Here is a 16,603-nt window from a genome sequence, read left to right on the forward strand (position 1 = left end):
TTACCGTGGAGAAGCGGCGCGGTGGGTGCCGTGGCGGACACAGGGCCGACCGGCCGGAGGAGGAGCGTCGTGGAAGCGGTGATCGCGGTGGTGGCCCTGCTCTTCGTGCTCTTCGTGGCACTCGGTGTCTACGCCACGGTGAAGGCCGTCGGCGCCGCCAAGCGGGGCGTGGACCGCACGATCACGCAGGCCCGGCGCACGGTCGAGGACCACACGCTGCGCGCCAAGTCCTTCGCCCAGCCCGGCCCGGCCGGCGAGATCGCCCAGCTGCGGCTGAAGCTGCGCACCTCCATGCGGGCCACCCAGGACGCGCTGAACGCGGGCGCCGCCGAGGACGAGTCGCTGAAGGAGTCCCTGGGCCTCTTCCACCGGCTCAGCGCCCACGGCCACGAGCTCGACGCGGAACTGCGGCGCCTGGAGGCCGAGCCGGACCGGGCCGCGCTCGCCGAGCGGCTGCCGGGCCTGCGCGAGCGCACCGAGCGCATCACACGGTCGGCGGACTCCCTGCGCTGGGCCGCCCGCGACCGCGCCCAGCGCTTCGCCGACGACGACCTGGACACGCTCAGCGCCCAGATCGACGTCGAGGCCGGTGCCCTGCGGCACTGGACGACGGAGGTGCCGTCCGCGTCCTCCGCCGCCGCCCCGCCCCCGCCCTGGCCGGAGGCGCCCGCCGCCGACGCCGCGGCCTCGCAGCAGACCTGGCAGGACACCCCGCGGCAGCACACCGCCGACGAGCCGGCCCGGCCCGCCATCACCCCGCCGGACCCGCGCCCGGCCTACCCCTGGCAGAAGAAGCCCCGCCCCGAGTCCACCACCTGAGCCCGCCGGCCGGGTCCCCGTTCCGGCGTGGGTGACCGGGCCGGGCTGCCGTCCGCGCGCTACGCCAGGTAACCTCCAGCTCATGTCCCGGCATGTCGCGATCGTCACCGATTCAACGGCCTACCTGCCGCCACGGACGATGGAGCGCCACGGCATCACGGCGGTTCCGCTGACCGTGGTCCTCGGCGACCGGGCACTCGAAGAGGGCACCGAGATCTCGACCCGCTCCCTGGCCCAGGCGCTCCAGAAGCGACGCCCCGTCACCACCTCACGGCCCAGCCCCGAGCTGTTCGCGCGGACCTACCGCGAGGTCGCCGAGTCGGGCGCCACCGGGATCGTCTCCCTCCACCTCTCCGCCGAGCTGTCCGGCACCTACGACGCGGCGCTGCTCGCGGCGAAGGAGGCGCCGGTGCCGGTGCGGGTGGTGGACACCGGCATGATCGCGATGGCGCTGGGCTTCTGCGCGGTGGCGGCGGCCGAGGCGGCCGAGGCGGGCGGTTCCGTGGACGAGGCCGTCACGGCGGCGGAGAAGCGGGCCGCCGGCACCTCCGCCTACTTCTACGTCGACACCCTGGAGTACCTGCGCCGCGGCGGCCGGATCGGCACCGCCCAGGCCCTGTTCGGCTCCGCGCTCGCGGTGAAGCCGCTGCTCCAGCTGGACGGCGGCCGGATCGGCCCGCTGGAGAAGGTGCGGACGGCGTCCCGGGCGATCGCCCGCCTGGAGGAGATCGCCGCCGAACGGGCGGGGGCCGCGCCGGTCGACATCGCCGTCCACCATCTCGCCGCCGCGGACCGCGCCTCGGCACTGGCGGAGCGGCTGCGGGCGCGGGTGCCCGGACTGGCGGAGCTGCATGTGAGCGAGGTGGGAGCGGTGATCGGGGCGCATACGGGGCCTGGGCTGCTGGGGGTCGTGGTCGCGTCGCGGTGAGGCGGCCGGCACGGCGGCGGAGGGCGTGAGCCGGTTCGGCACCCACTCGTTCGGGTGACGCGGTTTTCCACAACCGGGCGGTGATCCCCGGGAATTCACCATGATCATCGCGAGTGCGGTGAAGTGCCCGACCCTCGTCGCATGGCACTTCGAGCACGCACACGCAGTACGTCCGCGACGAGTGGTCCGGGCCGCGCGCCGGCCTCGGACAGCCGCGTCCTGGTGGACAGCCGTCTCCGGCACCGCCGTCCGCCCCTGCGCGGCAGGTCCGCCGCCCGGCAACGGCACGCGCCCGCCGACGAACTCCGGCGGCGCGCGCGGCTGTTGTTCGGCGATCAGGCGGTACGACCTGTCGCGGGGCGCTTCGGGGAAGTGGTCTCGGCCGAGGGACGCGGCGAGGGGCGCGCGGAGGGACGCGCCGAGGAACACGCCGAGGGGCGCGCGGAGGAACATGCCGAGAAGCGGCGGGAGTCGAGGGCAGGGTCGTCGCGGGGCGGGGAGTGGGAGCCTGTCGAGGAGCCGGGGTCCGTCGAGGAGCGGGAGCCCGTCGAGGAGCGGGAGCTTGCCGAGGCCTGGCGTCAACGGGCGGGGCTCGCGCTGCGCGAGCGGCTGCCGCTGTGGTTGCAGACCCGGGCCGGTCTGGAGCGGCGCAACGTCGTCGCGCTGACCGTGCTGCTCGTCGTGGCCGCGGGGTTCGCCGTGCAGCACTTCTGGAGCGGGCGCACGGAAACGGTGAGCGCGCCGGAGGTGGTGGAGGCGGCCCCCGCGCATCCGGAGCCGGCGGGTGAGCCCGTTCCGTCCGCCGCTCCCACGGGTGTGCCGGGCGCCGGCGCCGAGATCGTGGTGGACGTCAGCGGGAAGGTGCGCGAGCCCGGCATCCACCGGCTGCCCGCCGGATCGCGGGTCGTGGACGCGCTGGAGGCCGCGGGCGGGGTACGGCCCGGCACGGACACCGACGGGCTGAACCGGGCGCGGTTCCTCGTGGACGGGGAGCAGGTGGTCGTGGGCGGGCCGGCACCTGCTCCGGCGTCGGGCTCTGGGCCGGGGGCGGGGTCTGCCGGGGGCGCTCCCGCGGGTGCCGTACCGGCCGGGCCCGTCTCCCTCAACACGGCCACCGTGGAACAGCTCGACACCTTGCCGGGCGTCGGGCCCGTCCTCGCTCAGCACATCATCGACTACCGCACCCGGCACGGCGGCTTCCGCTCGGTGGACGAGTTGCGGGAGGTCAGGGGGATCGGCGAGCGGCGGTTCGCCGATCTGCGGGATCTCGTGCGGCCATGAGGGGCGGGGAGGAGGGCTCGCAGGGCTCGCCTGCGGCGGGGCGTGCGGATGCGGGTTCGGGCGCGGGGAAGACCTCGGCTGGTGCTCACGTTGCTGCCGCGGCTTCGGTTCCGGTTCCGGCTCTCGCTCCGGCATCGGCTCCGGCCCCGGTCGCCGCCACCCGGCGGCGGGCCGTGCACGCGGCCTCCGGGAAGCGGCTCGGGGCGGCGAATCCGCGGCAGGAGGGGCCGGCGGACCTGCGACTCGTCGGTCCGGCGCTGGCCGCCTGGGCGACGGCGGCGGTGATGCTGGGTGCGCCGGCGGGATGGGCCGTCGGGGTGGTGGCAGTCTGCTCGGGCGGTGCCGGCCTGCTGCTGTGGGTGACGACGTGTCGGCGCGGGCGCCGGGACCGAACGGAGCTGGGAGACCCGCCCACACGGGCCCGGCAGGCCCGAACGGAGCCGGGGGACCGGCCCACGCGGGCCCGGCAGGCCCGAACGGAGCCGGGGGACCGGCCCACACGGGCCCGGCAGGCCACGTGGCCGCGGGTGTCGGTCGCCGCCGTGCTGCTCTGTGTCGCCGCGGCGGCCGCCTCGGCGGGCTTGCACGGGGCGGATCTGCGGCGGGGGCCGGTGCCGGGGCTGGCGCGGGAGTACACCACCGTGACCGCGGAGGTCGAGGTCACCGCGGATCCCCGGCTGACCCGGCCGCGGGTCACCGGGAACCACCTGGCGCGGGCGTCGGTGCTGGTGCGGGGGGAGGTGCGGGGTGTGCTGGTGCCGCCGGCCGACGGCGCGGCGCGCGCCGAGCGGGCGTTGACGGTGACGAGGACACCGGTACTGATGATCGTCGACGCGGGCCCGAGCAGGGCCGCGCGCGAGGCAGGGCCGCAGCTCGGCGGAGCCGAACGTGCCCCGGAGCCCGAACGGGGCGGGGCGGAGACCGGCGGAGGCGGTGCGGAGCCCGAACGGGGCGGCGCGGAGACCGGAGGGGGCGGGGCGGAGACCGGAGGGGGCGGGGCGGAGCCCGGACGCGGCATCGCAGAGGCGGGGCAGGGCAGGCCCGCGGCGACCTCGTGGCTCGGGCTGCTGCCCTCCACGCGGGTGCGGGTGACGGGACGGCTCGCGCCGCCCGTGGTCGGCGGGGACCGGATCGCGGCCGTGCTGCGGGTGCGCGGACGGGCGGCGCCCGTGGTCGTCGGGGAGCCGTCGGCGGCGCAGCGGTTCGCGGGGCGGCTGCGGGCCGGACTGCGGGAGGCCACCGACGGGCTGCGCCCGGACGCGCGGGCCTTGCTGCCGGGGCTGGTCGTCGGAGACACCTCGCGGATCGGCCCGGATCTGGAGGAGGCGTTCAAGGAGACCGACCTCGCGCACACGCTCGCCGTGTCCGGCAGCAACCTCACCATCGTCCTCGCGCTGCTGCTGGGTCCGCCCGGCCTGGCCCAACGAGCCGAGCGGCGGGGGCCGGCGCCACGGCTCGGCGTCTCACTGCGGGGAACGGCGGTGCTCGGCGGGGTGCTCACCCTGGGGTTCGTCGTGGTGTGCCGCCCGGACCCGAGCGTGCTGCGGGCCGCCGCCTGCGGGGCGGTCACCCTGCTCGCCCTGGCCACCGGACGCCGCAGGTCCCTGATCCCGGCGCTGGCGACGGCGGTGCTGCTGCTGGTGCTGTACGACCCGTGGCTGTCGCGGAGTTACGGCTTCCTGCTGTCGGTGCTGGCGACCGGGGCACTGCTCACGCTCGCGCCCGGCTGGAGCGCGGCGCTGGGCCGGCGCGGGGTGCCGCCGCGGGCGGCGGAGGCCCTGGCGGCCGCGGCGGCGGCGCAGGCGGTGTGCGCGCCGGTCGTGGCGGTGTTGTCGGCACGGGTGAGCCTGGTGGCGGTGCCGTGCAATCTGCTCGCGGAGTGCGCGCTGGCCCCGGCGACCGTGCTGGGGTTCGCCGCGCTGGTGGTGGCGCCGGTGGCGATGCCGGTGGCCGAGGCGCTGGCGTGGTGCGCGGGCTGGCCCGCCGGGTGGATCGCGGGCATCGCCCGCACCGGGGCGGCGCTGCCCGGCGCGGGGGTGGACTGGCCGGGGAGCTGGGCCGGGGCCGGACTCCTGCTGTGCGTCACGGTGGCTCTCGTGGTGGTGGGGCGGCGGCTGGTGCGCCATCCCTGGTTGTGCCTGGCCGGCGGGTTGCTGCTGGTGGTGGCGGTGGTGCAGCCGCCCCCGCTGACCCGGGTGATCACCGGCTGGCCGCCGCCGGGCTGGCGGCTGGCCCTGTGCGACGTGGGGCAGGGTGACGCGACCGTGCTCGCGGCGGGCGAGGGCACCGGCGTCGTGGTGGACGCCGGACCGGACCCGGCCCTGGTGGACCGGTGCCTGCGCGGACTGGGCGTGACGCGGGTGCCGCTCGTCGTGCTCACCCACTTCCACGCCGACCATGTGGCCGGACTGCCCGGAGTGCTGCGCGGGCGCGCGGTGGGGGCCCTTCAGACCACGGGGTACGAAGAGCCCGCCGACCAGGCCGCGTTCGTCCGGCGAGAGGCCGCCGCGCGGGGGATCCCGGTGACCCGGGCGGTCGCCGGAGAGCGGCGGCGCGCCGGAGACCTGTCCTGGCAGGTGCTGTGGCCGCCGCCCTCCGCACCGGCGCCGGAGGGGCCGAACGACGCCAGCGTCGCCCTGCTGGTGCGGACGGCGGGGCTGCGGATGCTGCTGCTCGGCGACCTGGAACCCCCGGCCCAGCAGGCCCTGCTGCGGACCCCGGCGGCACCACTGCTCGACGGCGTCGACGTCCTCAAAGTCGCCCACCACGGTTCCGCCTACCAGGACGTGGAGTTGCTGCGCCGCACCGCACCGCGCCTGGCGCTCGTCTCCGCGGGAGCGGACAATCCCTACGGGCACCCCGCACCCAGCACCCTGGCCGCGCTGCGGGCGACCGGCGCGGCGGTGCTGCGCACGGACCGGGACGGGACGGTCGCGGTGATCGGTGCGGGCGGCGAGATACGGGTGGCGCGGGACTGAGGGCACGGCCGGCCGACCAGCCGACCAGCCGGTCAGCCAGCCAGTCAGTCGGCCAGCCAGCCGGTCAGTCGGCCAGCCGCACCGTGACACCCGGCCGCCGCAGGTCCTTGCACCGGGCATGATCAACCGACGGACCACCGCCACCGCCACCGCCACGGCCTTGACCGCCGCCTCCCTGGGCACCGCCCTCGCCGGCGCCGCCCCCGCCTCCGCCGGCGGCATCGGCGACTTCCTCTCGCCCGCTTTCGGCACCTCCTGCGCCAACCACCACACCGGCGCCCACGCGCGGGGAGCGACCACCCACGGCACCGGCACCGCCGACGGCAACCTCGCCGGCCTCCCCGTGGGCAGCGCGCTCAACCAGTGCGGTGGCGCCGACGCGCCGCTGTCCTCGCACGACCGCGGAGTCTGCGTGATCACCCAGTGGTTCTCGGGCACCAACATCCGGTCCGGCCACATGTCGAAGGACGCGGCCGGTGTGTCCGCCGACACCGTGAACCAGGTGATCACCCTGCTCAGCGAAGCAAACGTCGATGCCACGAAGCCCGTCACCGAGGGCGCGTGCGGCTGACGCGAGCTGTGGTCGAGGCAGCCGGCGTCGAGGGCGCGACACACTGAGGTCATGAACTCGGCTGAGGTTGACGCGTATCTGCGCCGGCTGGGCGCCGCCCGCCCGGACCGGCCCACTCTCGACGCCCTGCGCGAGCTGCATCTGTGCCATCTGCGGACCGTGCCCTTCGAGAACCTGTCGATCCACCTCGGTGAGGAGATCGCGCTCGACGAGAAGCGTCTGCTGGACAAGGTGGTGGGCGCGCGGCGGGGCGGGTTCTGCTATGAACTCAACGGGCTGTTCGCCGGGTTGCTGGACGCGCTGGGCTTCGGGGTGACACTGCTGGCGGCGCGGGTCCACGGGGCGCGGGGGCGGCTGGGCATCCCGTACGACCATCTCGCGCTGCGGGTGCGGACGGCGGACGCGGGGGACTGGCTGGCCGACGTCGGGTTCGGGGCGCACAGCCACTTCCCGCTGTCGTGGCGGGACCGGCGGGAACAGGACGATCCCGGAGGCTCCTTCCGTATCGCGGAGGCCGGGCCGGACGCGGCAGGGGCCGGGGGCGGGGCGGGCGCGGGGGAGACGGGCGACCTGGACCTGCTGAAGGACGGCGAGCGGGAGTACCGGCTGGAGACCCGGCCGCGGCTGCTCGCCGACTTCGTGACCGGGGCCTGGTGGCACAGCACCTCGCCGGAGTCCCCCTTCACGCGGAAGCTGGTGTGCACGCGGGTCACGGAGGACGGCGGCCGGATCACGCTCAGCGGACGCACGCTGAAGGTGACGGCGGCGGACGGCGCGCGGGAGGAGCGCGAGTACGGCGAGGGGGAGGACGAGGCGGTACTGGCGGTGTACCGGGAGCGGTTCGGGATCGAGCTGGAGAGGGTGCCGAGGGTCGCCGGGGGCGCGTGAAGCGACCGTGGAGGGCGCGCCACCCTGGCTGGGAGGGCGTGACCTCCGGACGCCCGAGCCTCCGGCCGCGGGCGGCCTGCCGGGCGACGGCGGACTGCCCCGGACCGTGGCGGAGAATGTTGCCGTGAGTGATGTGAGACATGTGCTGGTACTGCCCGACCGTGACGCCGCGGAGGAGGCGGCCGAGGCGCTGGGGGAGCGGTTCGGGCTCGACGAGGAGCCGCAGCTGGTGCGGGACGCGCTGGCCGGGGAGGACGACGCCGAGGACGCCCAGTGGCTGGTCGTCGTGGCCGACGAGGACGAGCGGCTGGACCCCCGCGAGCTGGACGAGTTCGCCGGGCAGTGGGAGGGGTGGCGTGAGGAGCCGTAGGACGTGAGCCGCGGGCCGGCCGGCCTCCGCTGTCGGTCCGCCGTTGTCAGTGCCCCGTGCCATGCTTGTCCCGATGGCCAGGAAATCCGCGAATGACGACCCCCTCGCCCCGGTGACGCTCGCCGTGGGCCAGGAGGACCTGCTGCTCGACCGTGCCGTGCGGGAGGTGGTGGCTGCCGCCAGGGCCGCCGACGCCGACACGGACGTACGTGACCTGACCCCGGATCAGTTGCAGCCCGGCACCCTCGCCGAGCTGACCAGCCCGTCGCTCTTCGCGGAGCGCAAGGTCGTGGTCGTACGCAACGCGCAGGACCTGTCCGCGGACACGGTCAAGGACGTCAAGGCGTACCTCGGCGCGCCGGCCGAGGAGATCACGCTGGTGCTGCTGCACGCGGGCGGCGCCAAGGGCAAAGGGCTGCTGGACGCCGCGCGCAAGGCGGGTGCGCGGGAGGTGGCCTGCCCGAAGATGACGAAGCCGGCGGACCGGCTGGCGTTCGTCCGGCAGGAGTTCCGGGCCACCGGGCGCTCCGCCACCCCCGAGGCCTGCCAGGCGCTCGTCGACGCCATCGGCAGCGACCTGCGCGAGCTGGCGTCCGCCGTGTCGCAGCTGGTCGCCGATGTCGAGGGCACCATCGACGAGGCCGTCGTCGGGCGGTACTACACCGGCCGCGCCGAGGCGTCGAGCTTCACCGTCGCCGACCGGGCGGTCGAGGGCCGGACGGCCGAGGCGCTGGAGGCGCTGCGCTGGTCGCTGGCCACCGGGGTCGCCCCTGTGCTGATCACCAGCGCGCTCGCCCAGGGCGTCCGCGCGATCGGCAAGCTGTCCTCCGCGCGCGGCGGCCGGCCCGCCGACCTCGCGCGTGAGCTGGGCATGCCGCCGTGGAAGATCGACCGGGTCCGCCAGCAGATGCGGGGCTGGACCCCGGACGGGGTGGCGGTCGCGCTGCGGGCCGTCGCGGAGGCCGACGCCGGTGTGAAGGGCGGCGGCGACGACCCGGAGTACGCCCTGGAGAAGGCGGTCGTGACGATCGCGCGGGCGGCCCGCTCCAGAGGACGGGCGTAGCGAGACGGAGGCCGGGCGGGGCCCAGAGGTCAGGCGCGGCCGGGGGATCAGCACGCCCCATAGGCCAGGCGCGGCTGTCCGGGGAGCAGGCACCGCCCGGAGGCCGGCCACGGCTGCTCGGAGCACATCCGGAGGGGTTACGCGCGGTCCGGAGGGCGGGCGTCGCCGCGAGGGAGGACAATCGGCCGTATCAGCCGTACATCGCCGACGAAGGAGAGGTGGCGATCGCCATGGCTGAACACCCGCACGCCCAACTCGTACGCAAGGGCTTCGAAGCGTTCACGCGCGGGGACATGGACACCCTGCGCGGACTGATGACCGCGGACTGCACCCACCACGTGCCCGGCACCCACCCGCTGTCCGGTGACTTCAAGGGCCAGGACGCGATCATCGACATGTATCGCCGGATGGACGAGATGACCGGCGGGAACATGCGGGTCGAGCTGCGTGGCGTCGCCGTGGACGGCCGGGGCCACGCGGTCGGCATGGCCCTGTTCACGGCGGACCGCGACGGCAAGCACATCGAGGACTACGGTGCCCTCGTCTTCCGCATCGTCGGCGACAAGATCAGCGACATCGACGAGTGCGTGCAGGACATGGACGCGAACAACGACTTCTGGTCCTGACTGTCACGGAACAGCCGAAGGCCCCGCCCCCCGCCCTGGGGAAGGGCGAGGCGGCGGGGCCTTCGGATCAAGCTGCTGAGACCGTTCCCGCGTGGCGAACGCAGGCCGCGAACGGACTCGGGGTGCCGGTCGGGAGCGGATGAGAGAGGGCCCGCCCTGGGTCCGCCCGGCGATCAGACCAGATAAGGGGTTCAGCCCTTGAGGGACGCGACCTTGGCAGCCAGGGCCGACTTCTTGTTGGCGGCCTGGTTCTTGTGGATGACGCCCTTCGAGACGGCCTTGTCGAGCTGACGCGCGGCGGCGCGCTGGTACTCGGTGGCCTTCTCGACGTCACCCGCGGCAGCGGCCTCGCGGGCCTTGCGGATCGCGGTCTTCAGGGAGGACTTGACGGCCTTGTTGCGCAGCCGGGCCTTCTCGTTGGTCTTGATCCGCTTGATCTGGGACTTGATGTTCGCCACGAATGAGCCTTTTCAGGTTCAGGCACGGGCGAGAGGGATCCGGAGTGGATCCCGCGTCCCGTGCCAGGTGATTTCTTGGGGTCGTGCCTCGCGCTGAGAGGGCATGAGACACAGCCCCCTACACTACCAGCGGCCCTTCCGGTGGCCCAAACCGGTCGCCGCGCCGCACCCGTGGGACCATGGAGGCTACGTAACGATCCGACCCGAGGCATAAGGCGCCTCAAGAGACAGGACCCTGCGTGCCCGCGACCCCTAACAATGTGCCCGAGCCGAGCCGTACCGACCCGGCTCTGATCCGCAATTTCTGCATCATCGCGCACATCGACCACGGCAAGTCCACGCTCGCCGACCGGATGCTCCAGCTGACCGGCGTCGTCGAGCAGCGGCAGATGCGCGCCCAGTACCTCGACCGCATGGACATCGAGCGCGAGCGCGGCATCACGATCAAGTCCCAGGCGGTGCGTCTGCCGTGGGCCCCGACCCACGACAAGAGCAACACGCACATCCTCAACATGATCGACACCCCGGGGCACGTCGACTTCACCTACGAGGTCTCGCGGTCGCTCGCCGCCTGCGAGGGGACCATCCTCCTCGTCGACGCCGCCCAGGGCATCGAGGCGCAGACCCTCGCCAACCTCTACCTGGCGATGGAGAACGACCTCACGATCATCCCCGTCCTGAACAAGATCGACCTGCCGGCCGCGCAGCCCGAGAAGTTCGCCGAGGAGCTGGCGAACCTGGTCGGCTGCGAGCCGGGCGACGTGCTGAAGGTCTCCGCGAAGACCGGTCTGGGTGTCGAGGCGCTGCTGGACAAGGTCGTCGCCGAGATCCCGCCGCCGGTCGGCGTCAAGGACGCCCCCGCCCGCGCGATGATCTTCGACTCGGTCTACGACTCCTACCGCGGCGTCGTGACGTACGTCCGTGTCATCGACGGCCAGCTCAACAAGCGCGAGCGCATCCGGATGATGTCGACCGGCGCCACCCACGAGCTGCTGGAGATCGGCACCAACTCGCCCGAGATGCTGCCCGCCGACGGCCTGGGCGTCGGCGAGGTGGGCTATCTGATCACCGGTGTGAAGGACGTCCGCCAGTCCAAGGTCGGTGACACCGTCACCAGCCAGCACAAGGGCGCCACCGAGGCGCTCGGCGGCTACAAGGACCCGAAGCCGATGGTCTTCTCGGGTCTGTATCCGCTGGACGGCTCCGACTACCCCGAGCTGCGCGAGGCGCTGGACAAGCTCCAGCTCAACGACGCCGCGCTCGTCTACGAGCCGGAGACCTCCGCGGCCCTCGGCTTCGGCTTCCGCGTCGGCTTCCTCGGCCTGCTCCACCTGGACGTGATCCGCGAGCGCCTGGAGCGCGAGTTCGGCCTGGACCTGATCGCCACCGCGCCCAACGTGGTCTACCGCGTGATCATGGAGGACGGCACCGAGGTCGTCGTCACCAACCCGAGCGAGTTCCCCGAGGGGAAGATCGCCGAGGTGTACGAGCCGGTCGTGCGGGCGACGATCCTCGCCCCGACCGAGTTCATCGGCGCGATCATGGAGCTGTGCCAGACCCGCCGCGGCACCCTGCTCGGCATGGACTACCTTTCCGAGGACCGCGTCGAGATCCGCTACACGCTCCCCCTCGCGGAGATCGTCTTCGACTTCTTCGACCAGCTGAAGTCAAAGACCCGCGGCTACGCCTCCCTCGACTACGAGCCCACGGGCGAGCAGTCCAGCTCCCTGGTCAAGGTCGACATCCTGCTGCACGGCGACAAGGTGGACGCCTTCTCGGCGATCACGCACAAGGACCAGGCGTACGCGTACGGCGTGCGGCTCGTCGCCAAGCTCAAGGAGCTGATCCCGCGGCAGAACTTCGAGGTGCCGGTGCAGGCCGCCATCGGCTCCCGGGTGATCGCCCGCGAGACCATCCGCGCCATCCGCAAGGACGTCCTCGCCAAGTGCTACGGCGGTGACATCTCCCGTAAGCGGAAGCTGCTGGAGAAGCAGAAGGAGGGCAAGAAGCGGATGAAGATGGTGGGTTCCGTGGAGGTTCCGCAGGAGGCCTTCATCGCGGTGCTCTCCAGCGATGACGGCGCGGCATCCGCCAAGGGTAAGAAGTAACCAGGAGTAACCGCGCCGGTTCACCGGTAAATCGGACGCTGAGGGGCCCGTCGTACGAAAGTGCGGCGGGCCCCGTCGTATGAGCGGGGTGTCTCCGCGGGGAAAGCTCTGGTGAAAGTGACAGGCCTCGGAGTCTTACGCAGCGGCCGGTCGGGCTCTACCCTGTCCCTGCTCGTGGTTACTCGCGAGTTAAACAACGCGCCGTGAGTGAAAAGCCCCACCGATATAGCCGTACGGACACCCGCAACAGCCCACTGAGCCAGTCCCACAGAGCCACCCCTAGAGCCAGCCCCCACAGAGCCACCCCATAGAGCCAGCCCCACTGAGCCAGCCGCACCGTCGCGGGCCCCGGAGGATGTCGTGACCGACACACAGACCCTGATCGAGAACCGTCCGCCGTCCGTCGCGGGCCTCTTCCTGGAGCGCGTGGCCGCCACCCCGGACGCGGAGGCCTACCGCTACCCGGTGCCGCCGGCCTCCGGGCAGGGTCCCGACGACTGGAAGTCGCTGAGCTGGGCACAGGCCGCCGAGCGGGTGCACGCCATCGCGGCCGGGCTGATCGAGCTGGGCGTCCAGCCGGAGCAGCGGGTCGCGCTGGCCTCCGCCACCCGCATCGAGTGGATCCTCGCCGACCTCGGCATCATGTGCGCGGGCGCCGCCACCACCACGATCTACCCGCAGACCAACGCCGACGAGTCGGCCTTCATCCTCGCCGACTCCGGCAGCCGGGTGCTGATCGCGGAGAACGCCGAGCAGCTCGCCAAGGCGCGGGAGAAGCGCGCCGAGCTGCCCGAGCTGACCCATGTCGTGGTCATCGACCCCGCCGGCGTCGAGACCGGCGACTGGGTGCTCACCCTCGACGAGCTCCAGGCCCGCGGCGCCGCCCGGCTGGAGAAGGACCCCGAGCTGATCGAGCAGCGGGTCGGCGCGATCACCAAGGACCAGCTGGCCACCCTCATCTACACCTCCGGCACCACCGGCCGCCCCAAGGGCGTGCGGCTGCCGCACGACAACTGGTCGTACATGGCGAAGGCGATCGCCGCGACCGGCCTGGTCGGCCCCGACGACGTGCAGTACCTGTGGCTGCCGCTCGCGCACGTCTTCGGCAAGGTGCTCACCTCCGGGCAGATCGAGGTCGGCCACGTCACCGCCGTCGACGGCCGCGTCGACAAGATCATCGAGAACCTGCCGGTCGTCCAGCCGACGTACATGGCGGCCGTCCCGCGCATCTTCGAGAAGGTCTACAACGGCGTCGCCGCCAAGGCGCGGGCCGGCGGCCCCGCCAAGTACAAGATCTTCCAGTGGGCCGCCGAGGTCGCCCGCGAGTACGCCAAGGTCACCCAGGACAACTTCCGCCGCACCGGCACCGCCAGCGCCCCCTTCGGGCTGTCGGCCAAGCACAAGGTCGCCGACAAGCTCGTCTACTCCAAGCTGCGCGAGGCGTTCGGCGGCCGGCTGCGCGCCTGCGTCTCCGGCTCCGTCGCCCTCGCCCCCGAGATCGGCTACTTCTTCTCCGGCGCCGGCATCCACATCCTGGAGGGCTACGGCCTCACCGAGTCCTCCGCCGCCTCCTTCGTCAACCCCGGCGAGGCCTACCGCACCGGCACGGTCGGCAAGCCGCTGCCCGGCACCGAGGTGCGCATCGCCGAGGACGGCGAGATCCTGCTGCGCGGCCCCGGCATCATGGAGGGCTACCACGGGCTGCCCGAGAAGACCGCCGAGGTGCTGGAGCCGGACGGCTGGTTCCACACCGGCGACATCGGTGAGCTGTCCGCCGACGGCTACCTGCGCATCACCGACCGCAAGAAGGACCTGTTCAAGACCTCCGGCGGCAAGTACGTCGCGCCGACCGAGATCGAGGGCTCCTTCAAGGCGATCTGCCCGTACGTCTCCAACATCCTGGTCCACGGCGCCGACCGGAACTTCTGCACCGCGCTGATCGCGCTCGACGAGATGGCGCTCCTCGGCTGGGCGAAGGAGAACGGCCTGGAGGGCAAGTCGTACGCCGAGATCGTCGCCGCGCCGCAGACGGTCGCGATGGTCGACGGCTACGTCAAGCAGCTCAACGAGGGCCTTCAGCGCTGGCAGACCATCAAGAAGTTCCGGCTGCTGCCGCGCGACCTCGACGTCGAGCACGGCGAGATCACCCCGAGCCTCAAGCTCAAGCGGCCGGTCGTGGAGCGGGAGTACAAGCACCTGATCGAGGAGATGTACGAGGGCACCCGCGAGGCGTAGCCCCCGAGGCCCCGGCGCCGCCAGGCCCGGTCCGGCCTCGCCTCGCCCCCCGGCCCAGTCCGGCCCGGTCCCGTCCGGAACAGACTGGGCCAGGGGCATAGGTCAGACGCTCGGATCCGGCCGTCAACAGTCCGGATTCGACCAGGTGCGGTGCACGGTTCTCACTCATGACGGACCACTTCGATAACTCCGCGCGTTCGGGCGGGGTCGGTCTGTCACCCTGTCGGCAGCATCGACCGACTGCCCGGGGAGCTGGAGATGGGGGCCATACCGACACAGCGGGAGTCTTTGAGGCCCTCGGAGACCGACGCCGTCCTCGCGCACCCGCCGGAGCGGTGGGAGGCCCGCGCGACCCTGGCCGGCGGCCCCCACGCGCCGGGCGCCGCCCGTCGGCTGCTGCGCACCGCGTTACGCGAGTGGGCCGACCTCGGGCTGCCCGGCGCCGACCGGGCCGGCGAGGACGCGGCCGTGGTCGTCAGCGAGCTGGTCACCAACGCCGTCGTGCACGCCGGCACCGACGTGGACCTCGTCTGCCGGCTGGAGCCGGACACCGGCGCGCTCGTCGTCGAGATCTCCGACCGCCACCCCTCCCGCGCCCCGCGCGACGGCGCCGCCGACCCCGGCCACGGCACCCCCGAGTACGGCCGAGGCCTGCGCCTCGTCGCCGCCCTCTGCGAATCCTGGGGCGTCACCTACCGCCGGGGCGCCAAGACGGTGTGGGCGCGCCTGACCGGCGAGGACCACCCGGACCCGGACGACTCCGGTCCCGGTTCGGGTTCCGGCGCCGGCTCCGGCTCCGGCGACTCCCTCGCCACCGCGGGGCTCCTCGCCCCCGTACCCCGGCGCGCCGAACGCGACCGCGAGTGGCTCGGGCGCGGCGCGCTCTCCTTCCTCGCCGAGGCGTCCGACCTGCTCGCCGGGCAGCTCGACGAGGACCTGGTCGCCGCCCTCACCGGCCAGTTGCTCGTGCCCCGGCTCGCCGACTGGTGCGCGATCTGGCTGGAGGACGAGTCCATGGGCCGCGGCCGCCGCACCGACGGCGGCACCGGCGTCCCCGGCCCCCGCCTGGCCCGCGTCTGGCACGCCAGCGAGGACCACATGGAGAACCTGCGCCTGGCCCTGGAGAAGGAACCGCCCCCGGTGAACGACGAACCCGACGCCGGCGGCCCGATGCCCTATCCCTGGCCGGCCGAGGCGCTGGACCCACCCGGCCGACCGGGCGCACCGCGGCCCGCCACAGGCGCCACCGAGGGCACCACCCCCGGCGGCAGCGGAGGCACAGCGAGCACCGAAGGGCAGGGAGGCACCGCCCTCGCCTTCCGGCTCGTCGCCGGCGGGCGTCCCCTCGGCTCGCTCGTCGTCGGACGGGCCGGGACCGACGCGCTGCCCGGTGAGGTCACCGGGCTGGTCGAGGACCTCAGCCGCAGGGTGGCGCTGGCCATCGGGGCGGCCCGGCAGTACGCCCGGCAGGTCACCATCAGCGCCGTACTCCAGCGCGGACTGCTGCCCGGCGCGGTCGCCGAGATCCCCGGCATGCGCAGCGCACTCGTCCACGAGCCCTGCGACAAGGGCGGACCCAGCGGCGACTTCTACGACCTCTTCCCCGCGGGCGACGGCCGCTGGTGCTTCGCCGTGGGAGACGTGCAGGGCAAGGGTCCCGAGGCGGCCGTCGTCATCGGACTGGCCCGGCCCTGGCTGCGGCTGCTCGCCCGCGAGGGCTACCGCGTCGCCGACGTCCTCGACCGCCTCAACCAGCTCCTCCTCGACGACGCCACCGAGGCCGCCGACGCCGCCGCCCGCGCCCTGGCCGGCCCGGTGGCCCCCGGCGACGGCCCGCAGACCCGCTTCCTGTCCCTCCTCTACGGCGAGCTGGTCCCCTTCGACGGCGGTGTCCGCTGCACCCTCGCCGCCGCCGGACACCCGCTGCCCCTCCTCCTCGGCCCCGACGGCGACGTCCGCACCGTCGCCCGCCCGCAGACTCTGCTGGGCGTCGTCGAGGACGAGACGTACACCGGCGAGACCTTCGAGCTGCGCCCCGGCGACACCCTGCTCTGCGTCACCGACGGCGTCACCGAGCGCCGCTGCGGCACCCGCCAGTTCGACGACGGCGACGGGCTGGCGGCGGCGCTGGCCGGGTGCGCGGGGCTGAGCGCGGAGCTGATCGCCGAACGGATCCGGCAGCAGGTGCACGACTTCGGCGGCACCCCGCCCGAGGACGATCTCGCGCTGCTCGTCCTCCAGGCGGAGCGACCGTCGTAGGCCGGGACAGGAGGAGACC

General features: G+C 73.7%; 13 protein-coding genes. 12 read left to right on the forward strand and 1 reads right to left on the reverse strand.

Annotated features, from left to right (window positions below; genetic code table 11):
• Window positions 1–69: 69 nt before the first annotated feature.
• The 9 genes from AB0K92_RS11440 to AB0K92_RS11480 all read left to right on the forward strand — a co-directional run bounded on the left by AB0K92_RS11440 (window position 70) and on the right by AB0K92_RS11480 (window position 9,524).
• Window positions 70–819, forward strand: coding sequence for a hypothetical protein (locus AB0K92_RS11440; RefSeq protein ID WP_365921692.1), 750 nt, complete (start codon window positions 70–72; stop codon window positions 817–819).
• Between the two features lie 82 nt (window positions 820–901).
• Complete coding sequence (locus tag AB0K92_RS11445) at window positions 902–1,747, forward strand: DegV family protein (protein WP_365921694.1); 846 nt, start codon at window positions 902–904, stop codon at window positions 1,745–1,747.
• Window positions 1,748–1,888: 141 nt separating this feature from the next.
• Entirely contained in the window at window positions 1,889–3,028 is a 1,140-nt protein-coding gene (locus AB0K92_RS11450; protein WP_365921696.1) for a ComEA family DNA-binding protein, read from the forward strand.
• Between the two features lie 527 nt (window positions 3,029–3,555).
• A complete protein-coding gene (locus AB0K92_RS11455) occupies window positions 3,556–6,006 on the forward strand; it encodes a ComEC/Rec2 family competence protein (RefSeq protein WP_365921698.1) in 2,451 nt (816 codons plus the stop codon).
• Between the two features lie 118 nt (window positions 6,007–6,124).
• On the forward strand, window positions 6,125–6,577 hold the full coding sequence (locus tag AB0K92_RS11460; protein ID WP_365921700.1) for a hypothetical protein: 453 nt from the start codon (window positions 6,125–6,127) through the stop codon (window positions 6,575–6,577).
• 51 nt (window positions 6,578–6,628) lie between these two features.
• Window positions 6,629–7,465 (forward strand): arylamine N-acetyltransferase, encoded by an 837-nt coding sequence (locus tag AB0K92_RS11465; RefSeq protein ID WP_365921702.1) that lies wholly within the window; start codon window positions 6,629–6,631, stop codon window positions 7,463–7,465.
• 124 nt (window positions 7,466–7,589) lie between these two features.
• The gene (locus tag AB0K92_RS11470; protein WP_165998297.1) at window positions 7,590–7,835 is read left to right on the forward strand and encodes a hypothetical protein; all 246 of its coding nucleotides are present in this window, start codon (window positions 7,590–7,592) and stop codon (window positions 7,833–7,835) included.
• Between the two features lie 73 nt (window positions 7,836–7,908).
• Window positions 7,909–8,898 (forward strand): DNA polymerase III subunit delta, encoded by a 990-nt coding sequence (holA, locus tag AB0K92_RS11475; RefSeq protein ID WP_206313049.1) that lies wholly within the window; start codon window positions 7,909–7,911, stop codon window positions 8,896–8,898.
• A 230-nt stretch (window positions 8,899–9,128) separates the two neighbouring features.
• Complete coding sequence (locus tag AB0K92_RS11480) at window positions 9,129–9,524, forward strand: nuclear transport factor 2 family protein (protein ID WP_365921704.1); 396 nt, start codon at window positions 9,129–9,131, stop codon at window positions 9,522–9,524.
• Between the two features lie 191 nt (window positions 9,525–9,715).
• Here AB0K92_RS11480 and rpsT read toward each other — a convergent pair whose 3' ends face one another.
• Complete coding sequence (gene rpsT, locus AB0K92_RS11485; RefSeq protein WP_086168781.1) at window positions 9,716–9,982, reverse strand: 30S ribosomal protein S20; 267 nt, start codon at window positions 9,980–9,982, stop codon at window positions 9,716–9,718.
• Between the two features lie 239 nt (window positions 9,983–10,221).
• Between rpsT and lepA the strand changes: the two genes are divergently transcribed.
• The 3 genes from lepA to AB0K92_RS11500 all read left to right on the forward strand — a co-directional run bounded on the left by lepA (window position 10,222) and on the right by AB0K92_RS11500 (window position 16,584).
• A complete protein-coding gene (gene lepA, locus AB0K92_RS11490; RefSeq protein ID WP_365758874.1) occupies window positions 10,222–12,090 on the forward strand; it encodes a translation elongation factor 4 in 1,869 nt (622 codons plus the stop codon).
• Window positions 12,091–12,450: 360 nt separating this feature from the next.
• Window positions 12,451–14,325 (forward strand): AMP-dependent synthetase/ligase, encoded by a 1,875-nt coding sequence (locus AB0K92_RS11495; protein ID WP_365921706.1) that lies wholly within the window; start codon window positions 12,451–12,453, stop codon window positions 14,323–14,325.
• 258 nt (window positions 14,326–14,583) lie between these two features.
• Window positions 14,584–16,584, forward strand: coding sequence for an ATP-binding SpoIIE family protein phosphatase (locus AB0K92_RS11500; RefSeq protein ID WP_365921708.1), 2,001 nt, complete (start codon window positions 14,584–14,586; stop codon window positions 16,582–16,584).
• Window positions 16,585–16,603 lie beyond the last annotated feature (19 nt).

Origin of the sequence: Streptomyces sp. NPDC052687 (assembly GCF_040678395.1) — a bacterium.
GTDB lineage: Bacteria > Actinomycetota > Actinomycetes > Streptomycetales > Streptomycetaceae > Streptomyces.